At 58.0% G+C, this 16,713-nt stretch carries 15 protein-coding genes and 1 pseudogene; 12 read left to right on the top strand and 4 right to left on the bottom strand.

The annotated features are described in order from the left end of the window. Positions 1-14 precede the first annotated feature (14 nt). The 6 genes from ACZ9DP_RS02110 to ACZ9DP_RS02085 all read left to right on the top strand — a co-directional run bounded on the left by ACZ9DP_RS02110 (position 15) and on the right by ACZ9DP_RS02085 (position 6,037). Entirely contained in the window at positions 15-1,217 is a 1,203-nt protein-coding gene (locus tag ACZ9DP_RS02110; RefSeq protein WP_476200018.1) for an ABC transporter substrate-binding protein, read from the top strand. A 67-nt stretch (positions 1,218-1,284) separates the two neighbouring features. Beyond that, on the top strand, positions 1,285-2,208 hold the full coding sequence (locus tag ACZ9DP_RS02105) for a carbohydrate ABC transporter permease (RefSeq protein WP_476200017.1): 924 nt from the start codon (positions 1,285-1,287) through the stop codon (positions 2,206-2,208). Continuing rightward, positions 2,205-3,038 carry a carbohydrate ABC transporter permease gene (locus ACZ9DP_RS02100; protein ID WP_476200016.1) on the top strand — a complete coding sequence of 278 codons (834 nt, stop codon included), beginning with the start codon at positions 2,205-2,207 and terminating at the stop codon, positions 3,036-3,038. Before ACZ9DP_RS02105 ends, ACZ9DP_RS02100 begins: the two co-directional genes overlap by 4 nt. 57 nt (positions 3,039-3,095) lie before the next feature. Further along, positions 3,096-3,977 carry a sugar phosphate isomerase/epimerase family protein gene (locus ACZ9DP_RS02095; protein WP_476200014.1) on the top strand — a complete coding sequence of 294 codons (882 nt, stop codon included), beginning with the start codon at positions 3,096-3,098 and terminating at the stop codon, positions 3,975-3,977. Further along, entirely contained in the window at positions 3,974-4,969 is a 996-nt protein-coding gene (locus ACZ9DP_RS02090; RefSeq protein ID WP_476200013.1) for a Gfo/Idh/MocA family protein, read from the top strand. Before ACZ9DP_RS02095 ends, ACZ9DP_RS02090 begins: the two co-directional genes overlap by 4 nt. Positions 4,970-5,116: 147 nt before the next feature. Further along, positions 5,117-6,037 (top strand): alpha/beta fold hydrolase, encoded by a 921-nt coding sequence (locus tag ACZ9DP_RS02085; protein ID WP_476200012.1) that lies wholly within the window; start codon positions 5,117-5,119, stop codon positions 6,035-6,037. A 171-nt stretch (positions 6,038-6,208) separates the two neighbouring features. Here the strand turns inward: ACZ9DP_RS02085 and ACZ9DP_RS02080 are convergent, their stop codons facing one another. Then, complete coding sequence (locus ACZ9DP_RS02080) at positions 6,209-6,364, bottom strand: hypothetical protein (RefSeq protein ID WP_476200011.1); 156 nt, start codon at positions 6,362-6,364, stop codon at positions 6,209-6,211. Positions 6,365-6,670: 306 nt separating this feature from the next. Here ACZ9DP_RS02080 and ACZ9DP_RS02075 point away from each other — a divergent pair, with 306 nt between their 5' ends. From ACZ9DP_RS02075 to ACZ9DP_RS02060, 4 genes are read left to right on the top strand one after another with little or no spacing between them, the layout of a single operon-like run. Then, the gene (locus ACZ9DP_RS02075) at positions 6,671-7,417 is read left to right on the top strand and encodes a Tll0287-like domain-containing protein (RefSeq protein ID WP_476200010.1); all 747 of its coding nucleotides are present in this window, start codon (positions 6,671-6,673) and stop codon (positions 7,415-7,417) included. A 38-nt stretch (positions 7,418-7,455) separates the two neighbouring features. Next, positions 7,456-10,128 (top strand): response regulator, encoded by a 2,673-nt coding sequence (locus tag ACZ9DP_RS02070; protein ID WP_476200009.1) that lies wholly within the window; start codon positions 7,456-7,458, stop codon positions 10,126-10,128. A gap of 14 nt (positions 10,129-10,142) precedes the next feature. Further along, positions 10,143-10,508: a response regulator gene (locus ACZ9DP_RS02065; RefSeq protein ID WP_074071048.1), complete on the top strand. Its 366-nt coding sequence runs from the start codon at positions 10,143-10,145 to the stop codon at positions 10,506-10,508. Between the two features lie 35 nt (positions 10,509-10,543). Then, the gene (locus tag ACZ9DP_RS02060; RefSeq protein ID WP_476200008.1) at positions 10,544-12,067 is read left to right on the top strand and encodes an adenylate/guanylate cyclase domain-containing protein; all 1,524 of its coding nucleotides are present in this window, start codon (positions 10,544-10,546) and stop codon (positions 12,065-12,067) included. A 175-nt stretch (positions 12,068-12,242) separates the two neighbouring features. Here the strand turns inward: ACZ9DP_RS02060 and ACZ9DP_RS02055 are convergent. Next, positions 12,243-13,283: pseudogene (locus ACZ9DP_RS02055) on the bottom strand (IS481 family transposase); the annotation flags it as partial. 65 nt (positions 13,284-13,348) lie between these two features. Then, complete coding sequence (locus tag ACZ9DP_RS02050) at positions 13,349-13,756, bottom strand: hypothetical protein (protein WP_476200007.1); 408 nt, start codon at positions 13,754-13,756, stop codon at positions 13,349-13,351. Between the two features lie 315 nt (positions 13,757-14,071). Between ACZ9DP_RS02050 and ACZ9DP_RS02045 the strand changes: the two genes are divergently transcribed. After that, positions 14,072-14,602, top strand: a complete 531-nt coding sequence (locus tag ACZ9DP_RS02045) for a hypothetical protein (protein WP_476200005.1) — start codon at positions 14,072-14,074, stop codon at positions 14,600-14,602. A gap of 183 nt (positions 14,603-14,785) precedes the next feature. Here ACZ9DP_RS02045 and ACZ9DP_RS02040 read toward each other — a convergent pair whose 3' ends face one another. Continuing rightward, complete coding sequence (locus tag ACZ9DP_RS02040) at positions 14,786-15,355, bottom strand: hypothetical protein (protein WP_476200003.1); 570 nt, start codon at positions 15,353-15,355, stop codon at positions 14,786-14,788. A 522-nt stretch (positions 15,356-15,877) separates the two neighbouring features. On the opposite strand from ACZ9DP_RS02040, the gene ACZ9DP_RS02035 reads away from it, so the two are divergent. Continuing rightward, positions 15,878-16,480, top strand: a complete 603-nt coding sequence (locus ACZ9DP_RS02035; RefSeq protein ID WP_476200002.1) for a hypothetical protein — start codon at positions 15,878-15,880, stop codon at positions 16,478-16,480. Positions 16,481-16,713 lie beyond the last annotated feature (233 nt).

The raw sequence follows: 16,713 nt of genomic DNA, 5'->3' as shown, positions 1-16,713 counted from the left end.
AGGAGATAGAGGCAATGAAACTTTTGAGGAAACTGACCCTGGGTGTGGCGATCGCCGCATCCCTGGCATTCAGCCCGGCGCAGGCGGCCGAAACAGTCCGCTTCTGGTACCACTTCGACAATCCGGAAAATCCGATGTCAGATCTGGTGGACAAGTTCGAAAAGGCCAATCCGGACATCAAGATCGAGGCTGAAAACGTTCCCTGGAACAGCTACTACGACAATCTCTATACAGCACTTGTCGGCGGCAACGCGCCGGATGCGGCAATGGTCAAGCTTTTCGCGCAGCCGCGCCTCCTTGAAATGGGCGCGCTGGAACCAATCGGCGATCGCATCGATGCATGGCCGGGCAAGGCCGATCTGCTCGACAATCTGCTGGAGCTGAACAAGGGGGCCGACGGCCAGCAATATTATCTGCCGATCCAGTATGTGGTGCTTTATCTCTACTACCGCGCGGACCTATTCGAGGCCGCTGGCCTGAAACCGCCGGCAACCTGTGAGGATTTTCGCGAAGCGGCGATCAAACTTACGAAAGCGCCGGACACCTATGGTTTTGGTTTGCGCGGCGGCAAGGGCGGCTGGGATCAGTGGGGCGCGTTCGTGCTATCGCAGGGAGCCGAGCTCAAGCCTGGCGGTTTGACGACGCCTGCGGCAGTTGCGGCCAATCAATGGCTGATTGACTTGTTCCAGAAGGACAAGGTCATCCCGCCCTCGGCGCCGAACGATGGGTTCCAAGAAATCATCGCGGCCTTCAAATCCGGAAAGACGGCGATGACGATCCATCATATCGGCTCGTCCAAGGATCTGGTAGCGGCACTCGGCGACAAGGTTTCCGCCGTGCCGGTTCCCAAATGCGGCGACAAGCAGTGGACGTCTTATGGCGATGAATCATTGGCGATCTTCTCGTCCTCTTCCGTCAAGGATGCGGCCTGGAAGTGGATCTCGTTCCTTGCCGAGGGCGAAAACAACGTCGCCTTTAACGGCGCGACCGGCCAGATGACCGTCACCAAAAGCGGAGCCGTAAACTGGAAGCTGCATGAGCGCCGTTTTGTCGACGCCACCGTCCAGTCATTGCCGTTCGCACATGTCCTGCCGCAAAGCTCGAGCACATCCGAGTTCGTCAACACCGCCTGGCAGACGGCCATGCAGCAGGCGCTGACCGGTCAGATAACGTCGCAGCAGATGATGGAACAGCTCAACGCGCTCTTTGCGCAATGAGGCCTTTGCCGTTCCGGCGGCAAGTCCGCCGGAACGGTTCGAACGCAATTCACCTCAGAGTTTCCTCATGACGACGATCGTTTCAACGCCCGACGCCAACAAGGCGAAGCCCTTCTGGCAAAGCCAGAGACTCATGCCTTACTGGCTCCTGGCGCCGGCCGTCTTTGTCACGGCCGTTATCGTCTTCATGCCGATGCTGCAGGCTGTCTTCACGAGTTTTTACGATCTCGTCCTGTTCAAGCCGAACGCCAGCCGTTTCGTCGGGTTCGGCAACTATATTAAGCTTTTCAACGATCCGGTCTTCTGGACGGCTCTTTGGAACACCGTCATCTGGATCGGCCTGACCGTTCCCTTGCAGATGGGGCTGGGGTTGATCACGGCGCTGCTTTTGAACCGGGACTTTCCCTGGCGGGGCCTTGCACGGGCTCTCATCATCATCCCCTGGGCGCTGCCGAGCGTCGTCATCGCGTTAATGTGGCGCTGGATCTACGACCCGAATACCGGCGTCCTCAATGATATTCTTTTCTATCTTCACGTGGTTCAGACGGCGGTTCCGTGGCTTGCCGATCCCGGCGTCGCTCTGTACGCGATCATTGCGACACTGACCTGGCAGGGTTTTCCCTTCTTTGCGGTGATGATCCTTGCAGGACTGCAGGGGATCCCGAAAAGCCAGTATGAGGCAGCCTCCATCGACGGCGCATCGGCATGGCGGCAGTTCGTCCACATCACGCTGCCTGGCATAGGTCCGGTCCTGGCGACCGCCGGCCTGCTGCGGGTCATCTGGGTCGCCAATTCCATGGATGTGATCTTCGTCATGACAGGCGGCGGGCCGGGCTATGCCACCCATACGCTGCCGCTCTACGCTTTCGTCAAGGCTCGCCAGAACCTCGATTTCGGCTATGGCACGGCCATCGCGGTGACCTTCACGATTTTCCTCGGCGCCTTCGTCGCCGTCTATCTGGCACGCACAATGCGCGAGGTTGAACGATGAACAGGCAAAGCACACTGCGGCGTATGCTGACTACGGATCTGCCGGTTCTACTGATCGTCTTCTTCGCCATGGCGCCGTTCGCCTGGATGATCCTGACATCGCTGACGCCGACCGCGGCACTCAGTGCCACCGGGGTTTCACTCTCGCCCTCCGGCTGGAGCCTTGACAATTATATCAGGCTTGTCGAACAGACTTCGTTTCTCAAGAACATGCTCGACAGCCTTATCATCGCGGTCGGTACCGTGATCGTCGGACTTTTGGTCTCCGTGACAGCTGCCTATGCCTTCTCGCGTTTCCGCTTCGCCGGGCGCAAGGTCATCATGTTGCAGTTCCTGTTGATCAACATGTTTCCGATCGTGCTTCTCATTCTGCCGCTCTTCGTTCTGATGCGGAAGCTGAACCTGCTGGATACGCACTTTGCGCTGATCCTTGCCAATGCCACGGCAGCCATTCCCTTTGCTGTCTGGATGCTGACAAGCTATGTCGGCGCAATTCCAAAGAGCCTCGACGAGGCGGCAATGACGGACGGTTGCTCGCGGCTGACGGCATTGCGTCGCGTCGTGCTGCCGCTGATGATGCCGGGTATCATTTCGACAGGCATCTACATCTTCATCACCGCCTGGAATGAATATCTCTACGCGCTAACCCTTGGCGGCCGCAACGTCCGGCCTGTCACCGTCGCGATCCAGACGCTGATCGGCGAATACCAGATCGAATGGGGCCTGCTCGCTGCTGGCGCCGTCGTCGGCGCTCTGCCAGCGACCCTGCTTTTCCTTCTCGTGCAACGCCGCCTGATCGGCGGACTGACCCAAGGTGCCGTGAAAGGCTGACCGCAATGCCGGCCAAGCCCCATGCCGCGCGGCCGGCTGAAGAAAGAGGACTGATACATGAACCCGATCGGGTTGATCTCGATGCAATATGCACGGCCCTTCACCGCCGAGCACTATCCGCTCTTTTCCCGCATGCGCGAGCATGGTTTCGACTTCGTCGAGCTCCTTGTGCCGGAAGTTGGCGAAATCGACATGAAGGACGCGCGCAGGGCGCTTGACGATGCAGGCCTCGGTGTCGTTCTGGCCGCGCGTGTCAATCTCCAACGCAATCTGTCCTCCGCCGATGGCGACGCGCACCGGGCGGGCATCGATTATCTGAAGTATACCGTCGATTGTGCCAAGGCACTTGGCGCGCAGATCGTTGGCGGTCCCCTGACCGGCAACCCGCTGGTTTTTGCAGGCCGACCGCCGCTGCCGGTCGCAGAGGAGGAACGGCTTGCGCGCAAGGCGCGGTGTGTCGCCGGGCTGCGCGAAGCGGGCGATTATGCCAAGAATGCGGGCATCCTTCTGGCCGTCGAGCCGCTTAACCGCTTCGAGAGCGACGTCTTGTGCACGACACAGCAGGCGATCGAACTGCTCGATGCCGTCGATCATCCGGCCGTCCAGCTGATGCTCGATACGTTCCACATGCATATGGAGGAAAGCTCGATCGCCGAGGCCATCCTTCTTGGTGGACACAGGATCGTGCACTTCCAGGCGAACGAGAACCACCGTGGCTTTCCAGGCACCGGCGCTACCGATTGGGTGTCAGTCTGCCGCGCGCTCCATGCGGTGGGCTACAAGGGGCCGATCTCACTTGAGCCGTTCCGCCGCACCGACGACCGTTTCGGCGTGCCCTTTGCGCAGTGGCGTGCCCCGCACGAGGATGAAAGCGATCGATTGAGCGCCTCCAGCGCCTTCATCAAGTCCCATCTCACACTGACGGAATATCGCCGATGACTTTGAAAATTGGATGGATCGGGTGCGGCACTCACGCCACCCAGATGTTGCTTCCCCAGCTTGTCCGCCATGACGCCCAGATCGCAGCCTTGTGCGATATCGACGGAAAGCGGCTTGCTGATGCAGGCCGCCAGTTTGGCGTCTCCGCCATGACCACTGACGTCGAGACGCTTCTTCGAACGCCCGGCATCGACGCCGTGGGCATGGCCGTCGGTCCCGATCAGCATCTCGCTTTCGGCAAGGCGGCTCTCGAGCGCGGCCTCGGCGTGTTCATGGAAAAGCCGCCATCGGGCTCTGCGGCCGGCGCTCGCGAGCTTCTTGCCGCATCCGACAAGGCGAAAAAACCGCTCTTGCTCGGTTTCATGAAGCGCTATTCCGTCGGCAACAAGATCGCGGCCAATATCGTCCGCTCAGGCCGGTTCGGCGATGTGCTCGGACTGACTGGTTACTATATGACAGCACCGGGTTACTTCGTCGGAAACGTCGACTATACCGGTTTTTTCCTGCACCATTGTGTCCACTATATGGACCTGGTGTCCTTCCTTGTATCGTCGGTGCGCTCGATTTCGGCGCGCAAGGTCGAAAAGTCCCCCGGCCGTCTTCTGTTCCATGTCGGGTTCGAGTTCGAGTGCGGCGCCATTGGCAACATCGCCATGGGCACGATCCAGTCGCGCGGCACACCGGTCGAGCGCATCGAACTGATGGGGGATCATCAGCGCATCGAGGTAGAGGATGTCATCGAGGTCCGCTGGCATCGCAATCCTCCCTTCAAGATCGATGATCCCGCAGCCACGCTTTTAGAAGACGCCGACACGCTGACCTGGAAGCCGAATTTCACGGCGGCGGCGAATGAAGATCCTAAGGGATATCATTCCTTGCTGGCAGACGTGATCCCGGCGCTGGGTGGGGTCACAACCGCGGCACCTGATATCGCTGACGGGGTGATTGCCATGGAACGGCTGGAAACTATGCGGCGAGAACTGGGACTTTGATGGTCGCGCGCGTAGGGCGCCCGAACTCTCCTGTTGAGAAAGCCTTCGATGCGGCCGGCACTCGCCGTTGTCAGGTCGCGGGGAACGAATGGATGTTTGGGGGATTAGGAGAAAATCAGCAGCGCCGGATCAGCCAGGAGGCACGCCATGCCGCCGACTACTCATCGATACGTGACCATCAAAGGCATCGACATTTTCTACCGCGAGGCAGGGCGCGAGGGCGCGCCCGTGGTTCTACTTCCGCACGGTTATCCCTGCTCATCGTACGAGTTCCGCAATCTCATGCCTCGGCTGGCAGATCGCTGGCGGCTGCTCGCGCCGGACTTTCCCGGCGCCGGTTACAGCGCGACGCCGGACGACTTCGACTACAGCTTCGACGGCTACGCCCAGTTTCTGGACGACTTCGTAAGAGCGCTCGGCGTGGAGCGTTTCGCGCTCTTGCTTCATGACTTCGGTTCACCGATCGGCGCTCGGCTGGCTATCAAGGCGCCGGAACGCGTGGTGGCGCTCGTCATCCAGAATGGCGATATCCCCTACGAAGATGCACTGGGGCCAAAATATGCCGAGATCGAGAAGACCTGGCGGCTGCCAAGTTCCGAAATGAGGGAGGCACTGGATGAGGCGGTCAAAGAGGAAATATTCAAAGAGGAATTCCTGAACGACGTCAGCTCTAAGCTCGCCGAACGGATTCCTCCCGATTTGTGGAAGCTGCACTGGTCATTGATGTCACCAAAGCGCAAGGAGATTGCGGTCGAACTGATCGCTGGTTTGAAGGCGAACCGCGCCTGGTTCCCGCAACATCGGAACTACCTCGCCAAGCACCGTCCGCCGACGATGATCATCTGGGGGCCGCAGGACAGATACATGCCGGAGCGCTCGGCGCGTGCCTATCTTCGGGATCTCCCCGATGCGGAGCTCCACCTGCTGGATGGTGGTCATTGGCTTCTGGAGACCAACCTAGACGAGGTGGTCTCGCTCTTTCGCGACTTTCTCGGCCGAGTTCACCCATCCAACGAGCCGGCATTTCTTGTTGCTGGGCGAACGTACTCATCTTTTGAGCGCGAGTGAGGGCGCGCAGGAAGGGCAGGGGCTCGTGGCAAGTGCCGGTCATCGACGCAACCGTGAGCCCACTGCCAACCACATTCTTCGGGTGTTTCGCGCGAAGACCAAGACGAAATCCAGACGAGAAGGTTTGGCAAACGATTGCCGGCAGCAGTCGTGCTTTCCGCCACTTGATGCTTACTCGGCGGCCTGCGCTAGAGAAATGATATCGGCCTTCGGCAAGGCAATCCGGACCAGATATTCGTAATCGTCCACCATGTGGTGGACATCCGATCCGGTTCTGGCGACGGTCCAATAGTCGCGGCCGGCGCCGAACACCGTTGAAATTTGCACAACCTCCCAGGCGCCACCCGCCCCTTTTCGTCTCGGAGAAGGAACGACAGGTTTTTTCGGGATAGCCTGTTGAAATGGTCCGGGCCCCCGTTTTCACCCCCGATTTTGGCCCGTCTCGGAGCGAGTCGCAGGGCAAACGATAGCGCCGTATATTCTCCGTGGAAGCAGGCTGACGACTTGGCGCAATATGCATCGTCGTCGCGACGTGAAAGGGGCCTTAGGCGTCACTGACTGTTACTAATGACTTTTGAAGTTTAGCATAAACTGATATTATCGCAGCGCGGCTACTATACGACGAGGCTCAACATGCGGCGTGGCCTGATATATGGTGTCTTTTGGGCATGGGCCGCGATCTGCGTTTTGGCGGGCTTTGTTGTTGCCGACGAAGATGACATGACTACAGGTGAACGGCTCGCTACATTATTGCGCGCCAGCCGGACTGTCATCTCGGGTCATCAAAAGCTTATCAACGACGAATCCCTAGGAAAAAAGGATCTCACGGGCCAACGTGTCGTCAACGAAGCGTTGCAGATCTTTGCCCAGCGCAAGGGCGATTCCGTATCGGATCAGAATTTCAACCCTCTCGATAAGCAATTGTTCGATGCGCAGGTCGCCGCGATAAAGGAAGTTGTCGACGAACATCAAAGCATGATCGATATGAAGGGAGTAGGCTTCAAGGGGTTCATTCCCTCGACCTTCGGCCGGTTGGTCAATGAACGTTTCGAGGAAAAGGTCGGCGACAAGGCGAAGATGAAGGTGACGGCGCCGGAAGAGCTGATCCGCAATCGCAAGGCGCGGCCGGATGATTGGGAGCAGCGCGTCATAGAGAGCAATTTTCTGTCTCCCGATTGGCCAAAAGGCAAATCGTTTACCGAGGAGGTGGAGGTGAACAGCCGCCAGTCTTTTCGCATGCTGATCCCTGAATATTACTCGGCATCCTGCCTGACGTGTCACGGGGGACCCAAAGGCGATGTCGATGTAACGGGCTACCCGAAGGAGGGTAAAGCTGAAGGCGATTTGGCCGGTGCGATCAGCATCACGCTGTTCAAATGAGAGCCTCCGTTCCCATTCCAATGCGGATCGGCCGCTTGATGGATCGAAAGATTCCGCTTCGCCTTATCTGCCTTTCGGCCGCGCTTTTGGGCGCGCTGCTCCTTAGCGTCGCCTTCATGGCGCATGATTTGCGTGAAAATCAGGGGCGTGTTGAGGAGGCGAATGCGCGCTTCCATATGTTCGACGATGCTGCCAAGGCGCATCGCCATTTTGGCGAGGTCCGCTATTGGCTGACGGATCTATCGGTCAGCCTGTTGACCCTCTCGGAACGGCGCGCGCAAGAAGCCCGCAAAGCGCTGGAACAAGATCTGGCCCGCATCAAGGTCTTCGCGCCTGATGAAGCGAACACGATCCTACAAGGTTCGAACGCGTACTTTGAAAAGGCGATGGAGGCCGTTGACGCCTACACCAATGACAACAGGGTCATAGGCAACTCCCGGCTGGCGGCCGCCAGAAGCTATAGCGATCAAATCGATTCCGTGCTTATGTCACTCGAACAGCGTCTCGAGAACGAAGCCGATCTGGCGCGCGACGCTGCCGATGCGACGGCGCGCAACACCTATATACGAGCTCTGATCGCAGCCGGCGTGACGACATTGGCCTGCATTCTGATGACCTGGCTGGTGCTGCGCTCCATCCTGGTGCCGCTCGGCCGGATCGACAGGGCGATGACGCAGTTGACGAGGGGGCAGGAGGATGTCGAACTGCCGCCCGAAGGCAGCGATGAATTCGGAAAACTTTCAAAGACGTTGCGATTGCTGCGTGACAGCCAGGCCGAGCGTCGAGAGCTTGAAGCGGTTGCCGAGCGCCAGCGCAATACGGTGATGACAGCGATCGAGACCATTCCCGATGGGTTCGCGTTTTTTGACGCGGACGACCGGCTGGTTTTGGTCAACCAACGCTATCTTCAACTGTTTCCGGAGACTGCGGACCTGATGACGCCTGGAAGGGCCTTTGAAGATATCGTTCGTGCGCAGGCAGAACGCGGCACGACCGATATCGGAAGCGGCAGCATTGAGAGTTGGGTCGCTGAGGCCATGCAGCGTCACCGCCAGCCGCAGGGCATGATCGAGCGGCAATTCGCCAATGGAACATGGCTGCGCATTGCCAAGCGAAAGACGCCGGAGGGCGGCACCGTGGCGGTCTACACGGATATTTCGGATTTGAAGAACCGACAGGCGGAGCTGGAGGAGGCAAGGCGTGGCGCAGAGGTCGCCAGCGAAGAAAAGAGCCGTTTCCTCGCCTCCATGAGCCACGAGCTGCGCACTCCTTTGAATGCGATAATCGGTTATAGCGAAATGCTCATCGAGGATGCCAGCGATCTCGGACAGACCGGATTCATTGAGGATCTCAATAAGATCGAGGGCTCGGGACGCCATCTCCTGGCGCTCATCAACGACGTTCTCGATCTCTCCAAGATTGAGGCGGGCAAGATGGAGCTTTACATCGAGCGCCTCAGTCTAAGACAGCTTCTTGCCGACGTTCAAAATACCGTAGCGCCGTTGATCGCAAAGAAGGGCAACCGTCTGATGGTGAGTGCCTCCGTCGAGCAGGATCAGATCGAGACCGATAAGACCAAGTTGCGGCAAAATCTGTTTAATCTTCTCTCAAATGCCGCCAAATTTACGGAGAACGGCGAGATTAAGCTTGCGGTGCGGCGTTACGAGGACGGAGTTGGTGAATGGCTCGAATTTGCCGTCAGTGATAGTGGAATCGGCATGACGAAGGAGCAGCAGCAAAAGCTGTTCCATGCATTCGTACAGGTGGATTCGTCGACGACGCGCAATTACGGCGGGACCGGCCTCGGTCTGACCATCACGCAGCATTTCGTCAAGATGATGGGTGGTGCCATTTCCGTCGAGAGCGAATTCGGAAAGGGCTCGACCTTCCGCTTCACAATCCCTGCGATCACCAGAACCGATATCGTCCAGGAAAATGCGCCGCAAATCGATACCTTGGACGGTGCGAGCGCGCATCCAACAGTTCTCGTGATTGATGATGAGGCGCGGGCTCGCAATTTCGTCTCCGACGCCGTTCGCGGCGCAGGCTTTACCGTGATCGAGGCGACGGGTGGAGAGGAGGGCTTGGCAAAAATCCGTAGATTGCACCCGGACGCAATCGTCCTTGACGTGATCATGCCGGGTCAAGACGGTTGGTCCGTTCTGCGTGAAATCAAGTCGGACAAGGCGATCTGCGATATTCCCGTCATCCTCGCGACGGTTGTCGCCGATCGCGAGATGGGCCTGGCCTTCGGTGCCGTGGACCATCTGATCAAGCCGATCGACCCTCAGCAACTCGTCGATACCCTAAACGCAGTCGCCGGCGAAGCACGCCATGATGTGCTTATCGTTGATGACGACCCCGCAACCCGCGATCTTTTCCGCAGGGTGCTCGTCCGCGAGGGTTGGCGGGTTCGGGAGGCGGCCGACGGTCGCCATGGTCTTGAACAACTCGAGGCCGGACGGCCGACGATTATGGTTCTCGACCTGATGATGCCGAACATGGACGGTTTCACGCTACTTCAGGCGATCAAAGACAGGCGCGACTTGGCAGATATCCCAGTCGTTATCGTCACTTCGAAAGATTTGACGCGAGAAGAGCTGGATTGGTTGGGCGTTCGCGCGAATGAAGTAGTCAGAAAGGGAACCAAAGGTCGCACCGATCTGATTGCAGCTTTAAAGCGGCATCTTCCGCAAAAGGAAGAGGCGTGAGGAGAGATGTTCGGATGGTCAAGATTCTTCTTGTCGAGGACAATGAGATGAACCGCGATATGCTCACCCGCCGCTTGGAGAAACGTGGTTACGAAGTTGTCAGCGCAACGGACGGGCTCGCCGGCGTCGAGGCGGCCGTGACCACGAAGCCGGACTTGGTTCTGATGGATATGAGCCTTCCTGTCATCGACGGCTGGGAAGCAACGAAGCGGATCAAAAGAAATCCCAACACTGCTGCCATACCGGTGATCGCACTTACCGCCCATGCCATGGCCGGCGATCGTGAAAAGGCAATCGAGGCCGGTTGTGACGACTACGACACCAAACCGATCGAACTGCTGGGTCTGCTCGACAAGATCGCCCGTTTGACCGGAGGGTGACGATCGTGGCTCAATCTCGGGACATCGGGCATCGGATGTATATCGCCAGAATCGCCCAAAACATCGTCGATCCGGCCCAGGCCATTCTGGGCTATCAGGAACTGATTACGGAAGAGGTGCGTGAAGCGGGACCCAGTGATGCTTTGCCGGACCTTGAAAGGATATTGAGCGCCGCCCGGGAGCTGAATACATTGATCAAGCGGCTTCTCGACATCGAAACGCCGGAGAGTGGGAATGCCCCCTCGCTCGATAGGCTTTTACGGCATGATCTCAGAACGCCCCTGAATGCCATCCTCGGCTATTCCGAGATGTTGATCGAGGACTTCGCCGATACCTTGCCGGCGCGTCTGCTGGAGGATGTGTCGAAGGTCATTCGTGAAAGCCGCAATTTGCTTGCGCAGATTGACGAAACACTTGATGGGTCGCCTCCTGATGCGGATCAGGAATTTCAGCCTAAATTCGATGGAACGATTGCCGCCGATCTGGCTAGGACAATGGCGACCCGTTCTTCGGCCGTCACGGAACGCGCAGGACGTATCCTCATCGTCGACGACACGGCGTCAAATCGCGATCTCCTGTCCAGACGACTCCGCCGCGATGGACACACCGTCGTAGCGGCAAGCTCCGGCGAAGAGGCGATTCGTATCTTCGATCAGCAGGAATTCGACCTCGTATTGGCCGATATCCTGATGCCGGACATGAACGGTATAGAGCTTCTCGGCCAGCTTAAATCGGACCGACACTTTCGCGAGATCCCGGTCGTGATGATTTCCGGCCTGAAGGATGACGACGCCGTTGCCCGTTGCATTGAGGCGGGGGCCGAGGACTATCTCCGCAAACCAATCAATCCCGTCCTGTTCAAAGCCCGCATTGCCGCCTGCCTCGAGCGTCGTCGTTGGCGAACGCGCGAAAAGCAATATCTGGCGCAGATAGAATTCGAGAAGGAGCGGGCAAACGCCCTACTTCATGCGATTCTTCCGAAGCAGGTGGTGAAGCGGCTTGCGGACGGAGAGGAAGTGATCGCCGATCGCATCGATATGGTGACTATTATTTTCGCCGACATCGTCAACTTCACGGAATTTGCAGCGCGAACGCCGGCTGCAGCACTAGTCCGGAGACTGGGAGACCTGTTTAGTCGTTTCGACGAACTTGCTGATCAATATGGCATCGAAAAGATCAAGACCATCGGTGATGCCTATATGGCCGCGTCGGGACTACTGGACCCTCGCGTGGATCACGCCGTCGCCGGCGTTGCGTTTGCCAAGGCACTGCTGGCCGAAATGTCTGGACGAGTCGATGATGGATCAGCGCTCACCTTGCGGATTGGCATTCATAGCGGGCCGGTCATCGCTGGCCTAATCGGTCGGAAACGCTTTGTCTATGATGTCTGGGGACATACGGTGAATGTTGCAAGTCGCATGGAGTCTTGCGGCGCACCAGGTCAAATTCAGATATCGCAAGCGACGTTCGATGCAATTGGCGAAGGGCGTATGCCCGCCCGCCGGGAAATCATCAATATTCGCGGCATCGGGAGATGCACAACCTACCTTTTGGAATAACGCATCCTGTCGCGGTTCCATGCGTCCCTGTTGCAAAGAACGACGGCTGGTGCACAACGGTTCGTGGTTGCTGTTTCAAGCCGTGTAGACGCCGAAATAGGTGCTGATGAGACGCACATCCCCATCACGCTGTGGACGAAATGCGTATCAGGCTTCCCTATAGGCAACCGTTGCGAGCCAGCACGGTCGATATGTTGATCTTCTTGCGATAGATGCAGATGCGGCCGCAATTGGTCACCAGCGCATCCCGATCATGGAAGGGGTAGTCGATCTCCGGCAGGCCTTGATAGAGGCGTGACGACGCGGCGTAGAGATCTGCCGGCACCTTCATGTTGAGCGCTTCGTGCGGCCGCTCCTGATTGAATTCGCTGACGAAAGCGTCGAAGCGGGCCTGCTGCTGAAGGATGTTTTTGCCGGGTGGTCTGGTCGCCTCTTTCTTCAGCGTCAGGTGCATGCGCTCATGCCGGCCGTTTTGTTGGGGACGGCCCGGCCTGATGCGCTCCAGCGTGATCCCGAGCCTCAGCCACCACACCGACAGCTTCGACAGATTGTAGAGCCCGTTTGGACTGGCGAAAGGCAAGCCGTTGTCGCTGCGGATCGCCTTCGGCAGGCCGCATTCGATAAACAGCCGGCGGAACGCGTCGAAGACAGCCCGTTCTCGCGTCGACTCAAAGGCTTCGCAGGCGAGAAGATAACGTGACGCCTGGTCGGTGACCGTCAATGGGTAACAGTATTGACCATTGCCAAGTTTGAACTCGCCCTTGAAGTCGGCACACCAAAGATCGTTCGGCAGTAATGCCTGTGACAAGGCTGTCCCTTCGGCTCGATGTCGCTGCCGCTTGCGGGCATGGGCGACCAGGCCGTGCCGGTCGAGAACGGCATGCACCGTACTCTTCGACGGCACGCGCACATCGCCGGCCAGGCGCTTCACCAAAAGCTCCCTGATCTTCCTGGCACCCCAATGCGGCTTGCTCTTCTTGCACGAGACGATCATCGCCTCGACCGGCTCAGGCAGCTGGTTGGCATAACGCACCGGCCGTCGAGACCGATCCGTCAGCGCCTCCAGGCCGTCGTCCTTATAGCGATTGAAGATTTTGTAGCCGGTCTTGCGCGAGATGCCGAATGCACGGCACACATCGCTCATGCCTTCGCCCTCTAGTAGCCGGGCGACAAATCGTAGACGTTCCTCCATCACCGAAGTCTCTTTCCACGGCATCAACACCTCCCGCCCAAAAGCGAAAAGTGTTACCCATGTCTCCGGTACGAAACGTCACCTATCTCTCAGGTCGGGCATTCGACATCAGCGGTTCGTCGATAGAGATTTTGTGAGAACTTGTCGTGCATGACGAACGCGAGATGATTGCCGAAGGAAATGCGCAGCAGCAAGACGCTTCGATCGTCCCGCTCTGTGTCAGTGGATGATTGGTCGCCTCCAAGGAATCTGGCCTGGTCTGTCTCGGACAGCTCAGCCCAGAAGCCATCTGTGGCAAGCAGGAGGCAGCCCGAAAATTCCTCGCGCTCCAGGGTTTCGAGAGGCTCCAACTCCCGCGCGCGGAAGCTTTTGGTCAGCAAATGGCGGGTCGGGGATGTTGCGATATCCTTCAAGGGCATCTCGGCCAAGGCATTGGTCAAGGTGTGTGGGCTGGTTTGCCAGGAGATCAAACCATCCGTGTCGACCTCTCCGAGCACGCAGTCTCCCGAATGGAGGACAGTGATAGAATTCCGCCCTTTTGCGTGGATTATGAGGATGCTCGCGGACCCTCGCGGATACTGCTCGCGCAAAATCTCGTGCACCTGCTTGAGAGCCTTCACCATGACAGCTGCTGTTATTGCCTCGCTGGATTCGACAAACCAGTCCACCAACATTCTTACGATTGCCCGGGCGAAGTCGCCGTTGGCTGGTCCACCACAATGCTCAAGAATTCACTGCGACGTATGCCGATCCCGGCATGATCGCGATTGTCGGAGGTCGGGGTACCTTGTTGGCTGAGCCAGAGAGCTTCAATGTTCATCTGCGATGTCATCCGCACTTTGGCCTATAGCGACGAAGCGGTCCCGCACGATATCGACGCGGCCGGCAGGACCGCGGATATTGCCCTCAAGGAAATCATCGAAGTCAGCGTGCCCCAGCAGTGCGCGAAACCGGCTGGCGATGAACTCCCGAACGTCGCCCTCGGCAGCGGTGATTTCGTCGAGGAGGCCCTCTCTTCCGTCGACGACAAGAAGGATGTCTTCCGCATCCCGGCTTGTGAAAAGATCGTCGTTTCCGCGGCCGGCGAAGGCTTCAAGTTTCGTCGCAAGAAAGAGCGCAGGCGTCAGCACTTGAATAGTGAGCTCTTCCGAAAGCTGGTGCTGCGTCGCCGTATCGATGCCCTTCGCGTACCAGCGATTGCTGAAGCCCAGAATAGTTTCGTCATCAGGCATGAAATCGACTTTAAGCGCACCGAGGCGCATGCGGCATATTACGGTTTCGTCGGCAGCCTCCCTGAACCCTCTCTCGCGAAGCTGTTCGAGAAGCTGAGCCCACTCCGCTAGGCCGGCAAAGGTCCACGATCAGGTCGATATCATCGGTGGCGCGAACATCCTCGAGCGTTACTGGATCGGTGATGAATAACGCAGTTGTGCAGCCACCCACAAAGACCAGGCGTTCACGCAGGTCCTCGCCAAGCGCGGCTGCAACGAATTTGAGCATTTCCAGTAGTTGATCGCGGATCGGGGTCATTTGCTCAAGATCCTCGATTTCAGGCGATCGGTGGCGCGACCTACTTCCCGCTGATTACCAAGCCTGATCGCATCCACCAGTGCAAGGTACTCATAAAGTCGATCGTCTTTCAAAGCGGCCTCCGGCACGCTCTTGAAGAGGGGATCGATCGCCTGCCCCATCTCTCGTCCGGCGGCGTAGGGCCACACGTAGTTATAGGTCCCGCCGCTGACGAGAAGCTGCTGGAGCATCGGCGCGGCAAACGCCGTTGGAATACCCCGTTGCATGGGCCCGACTTGTGCCGGAAACACAAACCTCAGCCCATGGGTAACGAATTCGAACAGATTTCGCCGGTGTGGCCGGGGTTCATTCGAGCGAATATCCTTCCGCGCGATCCCGGAAGTGACGCTTCTCTTTATCGATTGCGAGATTTCGGTCTTGCTAATCCCGAGCAATGCTTCAAGATTCCGCACTGAGTAAGGGTCGCCCCCGAGAGATTCAGATCGCAGTTGATCTGCACCCTTCGCGAGTTCTTGGTCTTGCAGGCTCAGCAGCTTCAGCAGGACAACTATGTCTTGGCTCTTCACAGTGACTGTCCTCTGTCCTGGGACTGAGGACAGTAAACACACTTTTCCGATCTCTGTCAAAGCCAGAGGCGCTGGCATTACATCAGCTGTCGCTAAGCAAGAAAACGACACTCGTGATTACGGCAACGCAAGTGTAGAGCCGATCAAAAAAGTGTCACATGCCGCGGAATAGCTCCGGCGCCAATCCGTTACCCAGCCGTTCCAACAGGAGCGACGGCTATACATGCTTGCGTTTACTAAGCCCACGAAAGCCTCCATGCGCGCGCTGCGCGCGCCGAATATACGCAGCTGAAACGTTCTGAACGCCAACGTTATTGGTCAGCCATTCGAGGGATCACTATGTTTATGACAATCAGATGACACGGTAGAGCGTTGGAAAATCTCAAAATTCGCACAGAAGACATGGATGACGTTGCCACGTTTACACGCTTTGGCTTTGCCGATCTGCTACGGCAAATCAGTCAATATCGCTGACTCATATGGGCCATAACGGTGATCGCGCTCTGCACGGTGGGCAGTGCCTTGACGGCCGTCTTCTTGCCAGGTGCCCGAGGCGTTCTTCTCGGCGAAGACGGCATCATCGAAACCGGCGGCGCCGTATGCTTGGCAAGCGTTGTGCTTTTGGCAGGTTCAGCTGCTGTCGTATCTGGGCCGCGTGCGGCTTTATTGCTGGGCGGCCTGCTTGGCCTCGTCGAGTTGATGGATGAGACAAGCTTTGGCGCTCGCATCCTTGGATTTCAACCGCCAGCTCTCTACGGTGGAGGCGAACTCGATGGATTCCACGATTTGCTGATCCTGGCCTACCGGCTTCTCGGCGATCTGAGCCCAAGTCTTGGCTGGGTATTGATTGGACTCATTCTTGCCGTTTCTCTCGGCACACTACTCTTTGCGCTGAGAGTCGTATGGAACACGCGCATTGACGCAAGATGGCCGCGGATTTCGAACCACGTTCTGATTTTCCTCCACGTCGGATTGATCGGCGTGGCGCAGGTTGTCGATGTAGCCACGACCACCCGCACACTCTCTGCGGTGGAAGAACTACTGGAGTTCAATGCCGCCGTCTTGCTGTTATTCTACGTCGCTCAGCAGGTCGTGGAAACCACGCGGCGAACGAGATCGGGTTGATCTCGCCCCTAAGCGCGATGGCGGGGCGATAGAACGTGCGGCAGGTAATCCCCTTTGGATGCCTCAATGACCAGAGAGACAGGCGCGTTCGGAACCATAGTCATCTTCTGCAGAGACTTACGCTAATGCGGCTGAGACCCCGCTCATATTTCTGGAGCTGCTGGGGGCGTCACTCCGACAGTGTCAGGCCGCCTCCCATACTTTGCGCCACTCGGCGAACTCCAGGGGGCGAA

This window comes from Rhizobium sp. USDA 4016, assembly GCF_056279705.1.
This window is presented reverse-complemented; position numbering and strand designations above follow the sequence as displayed.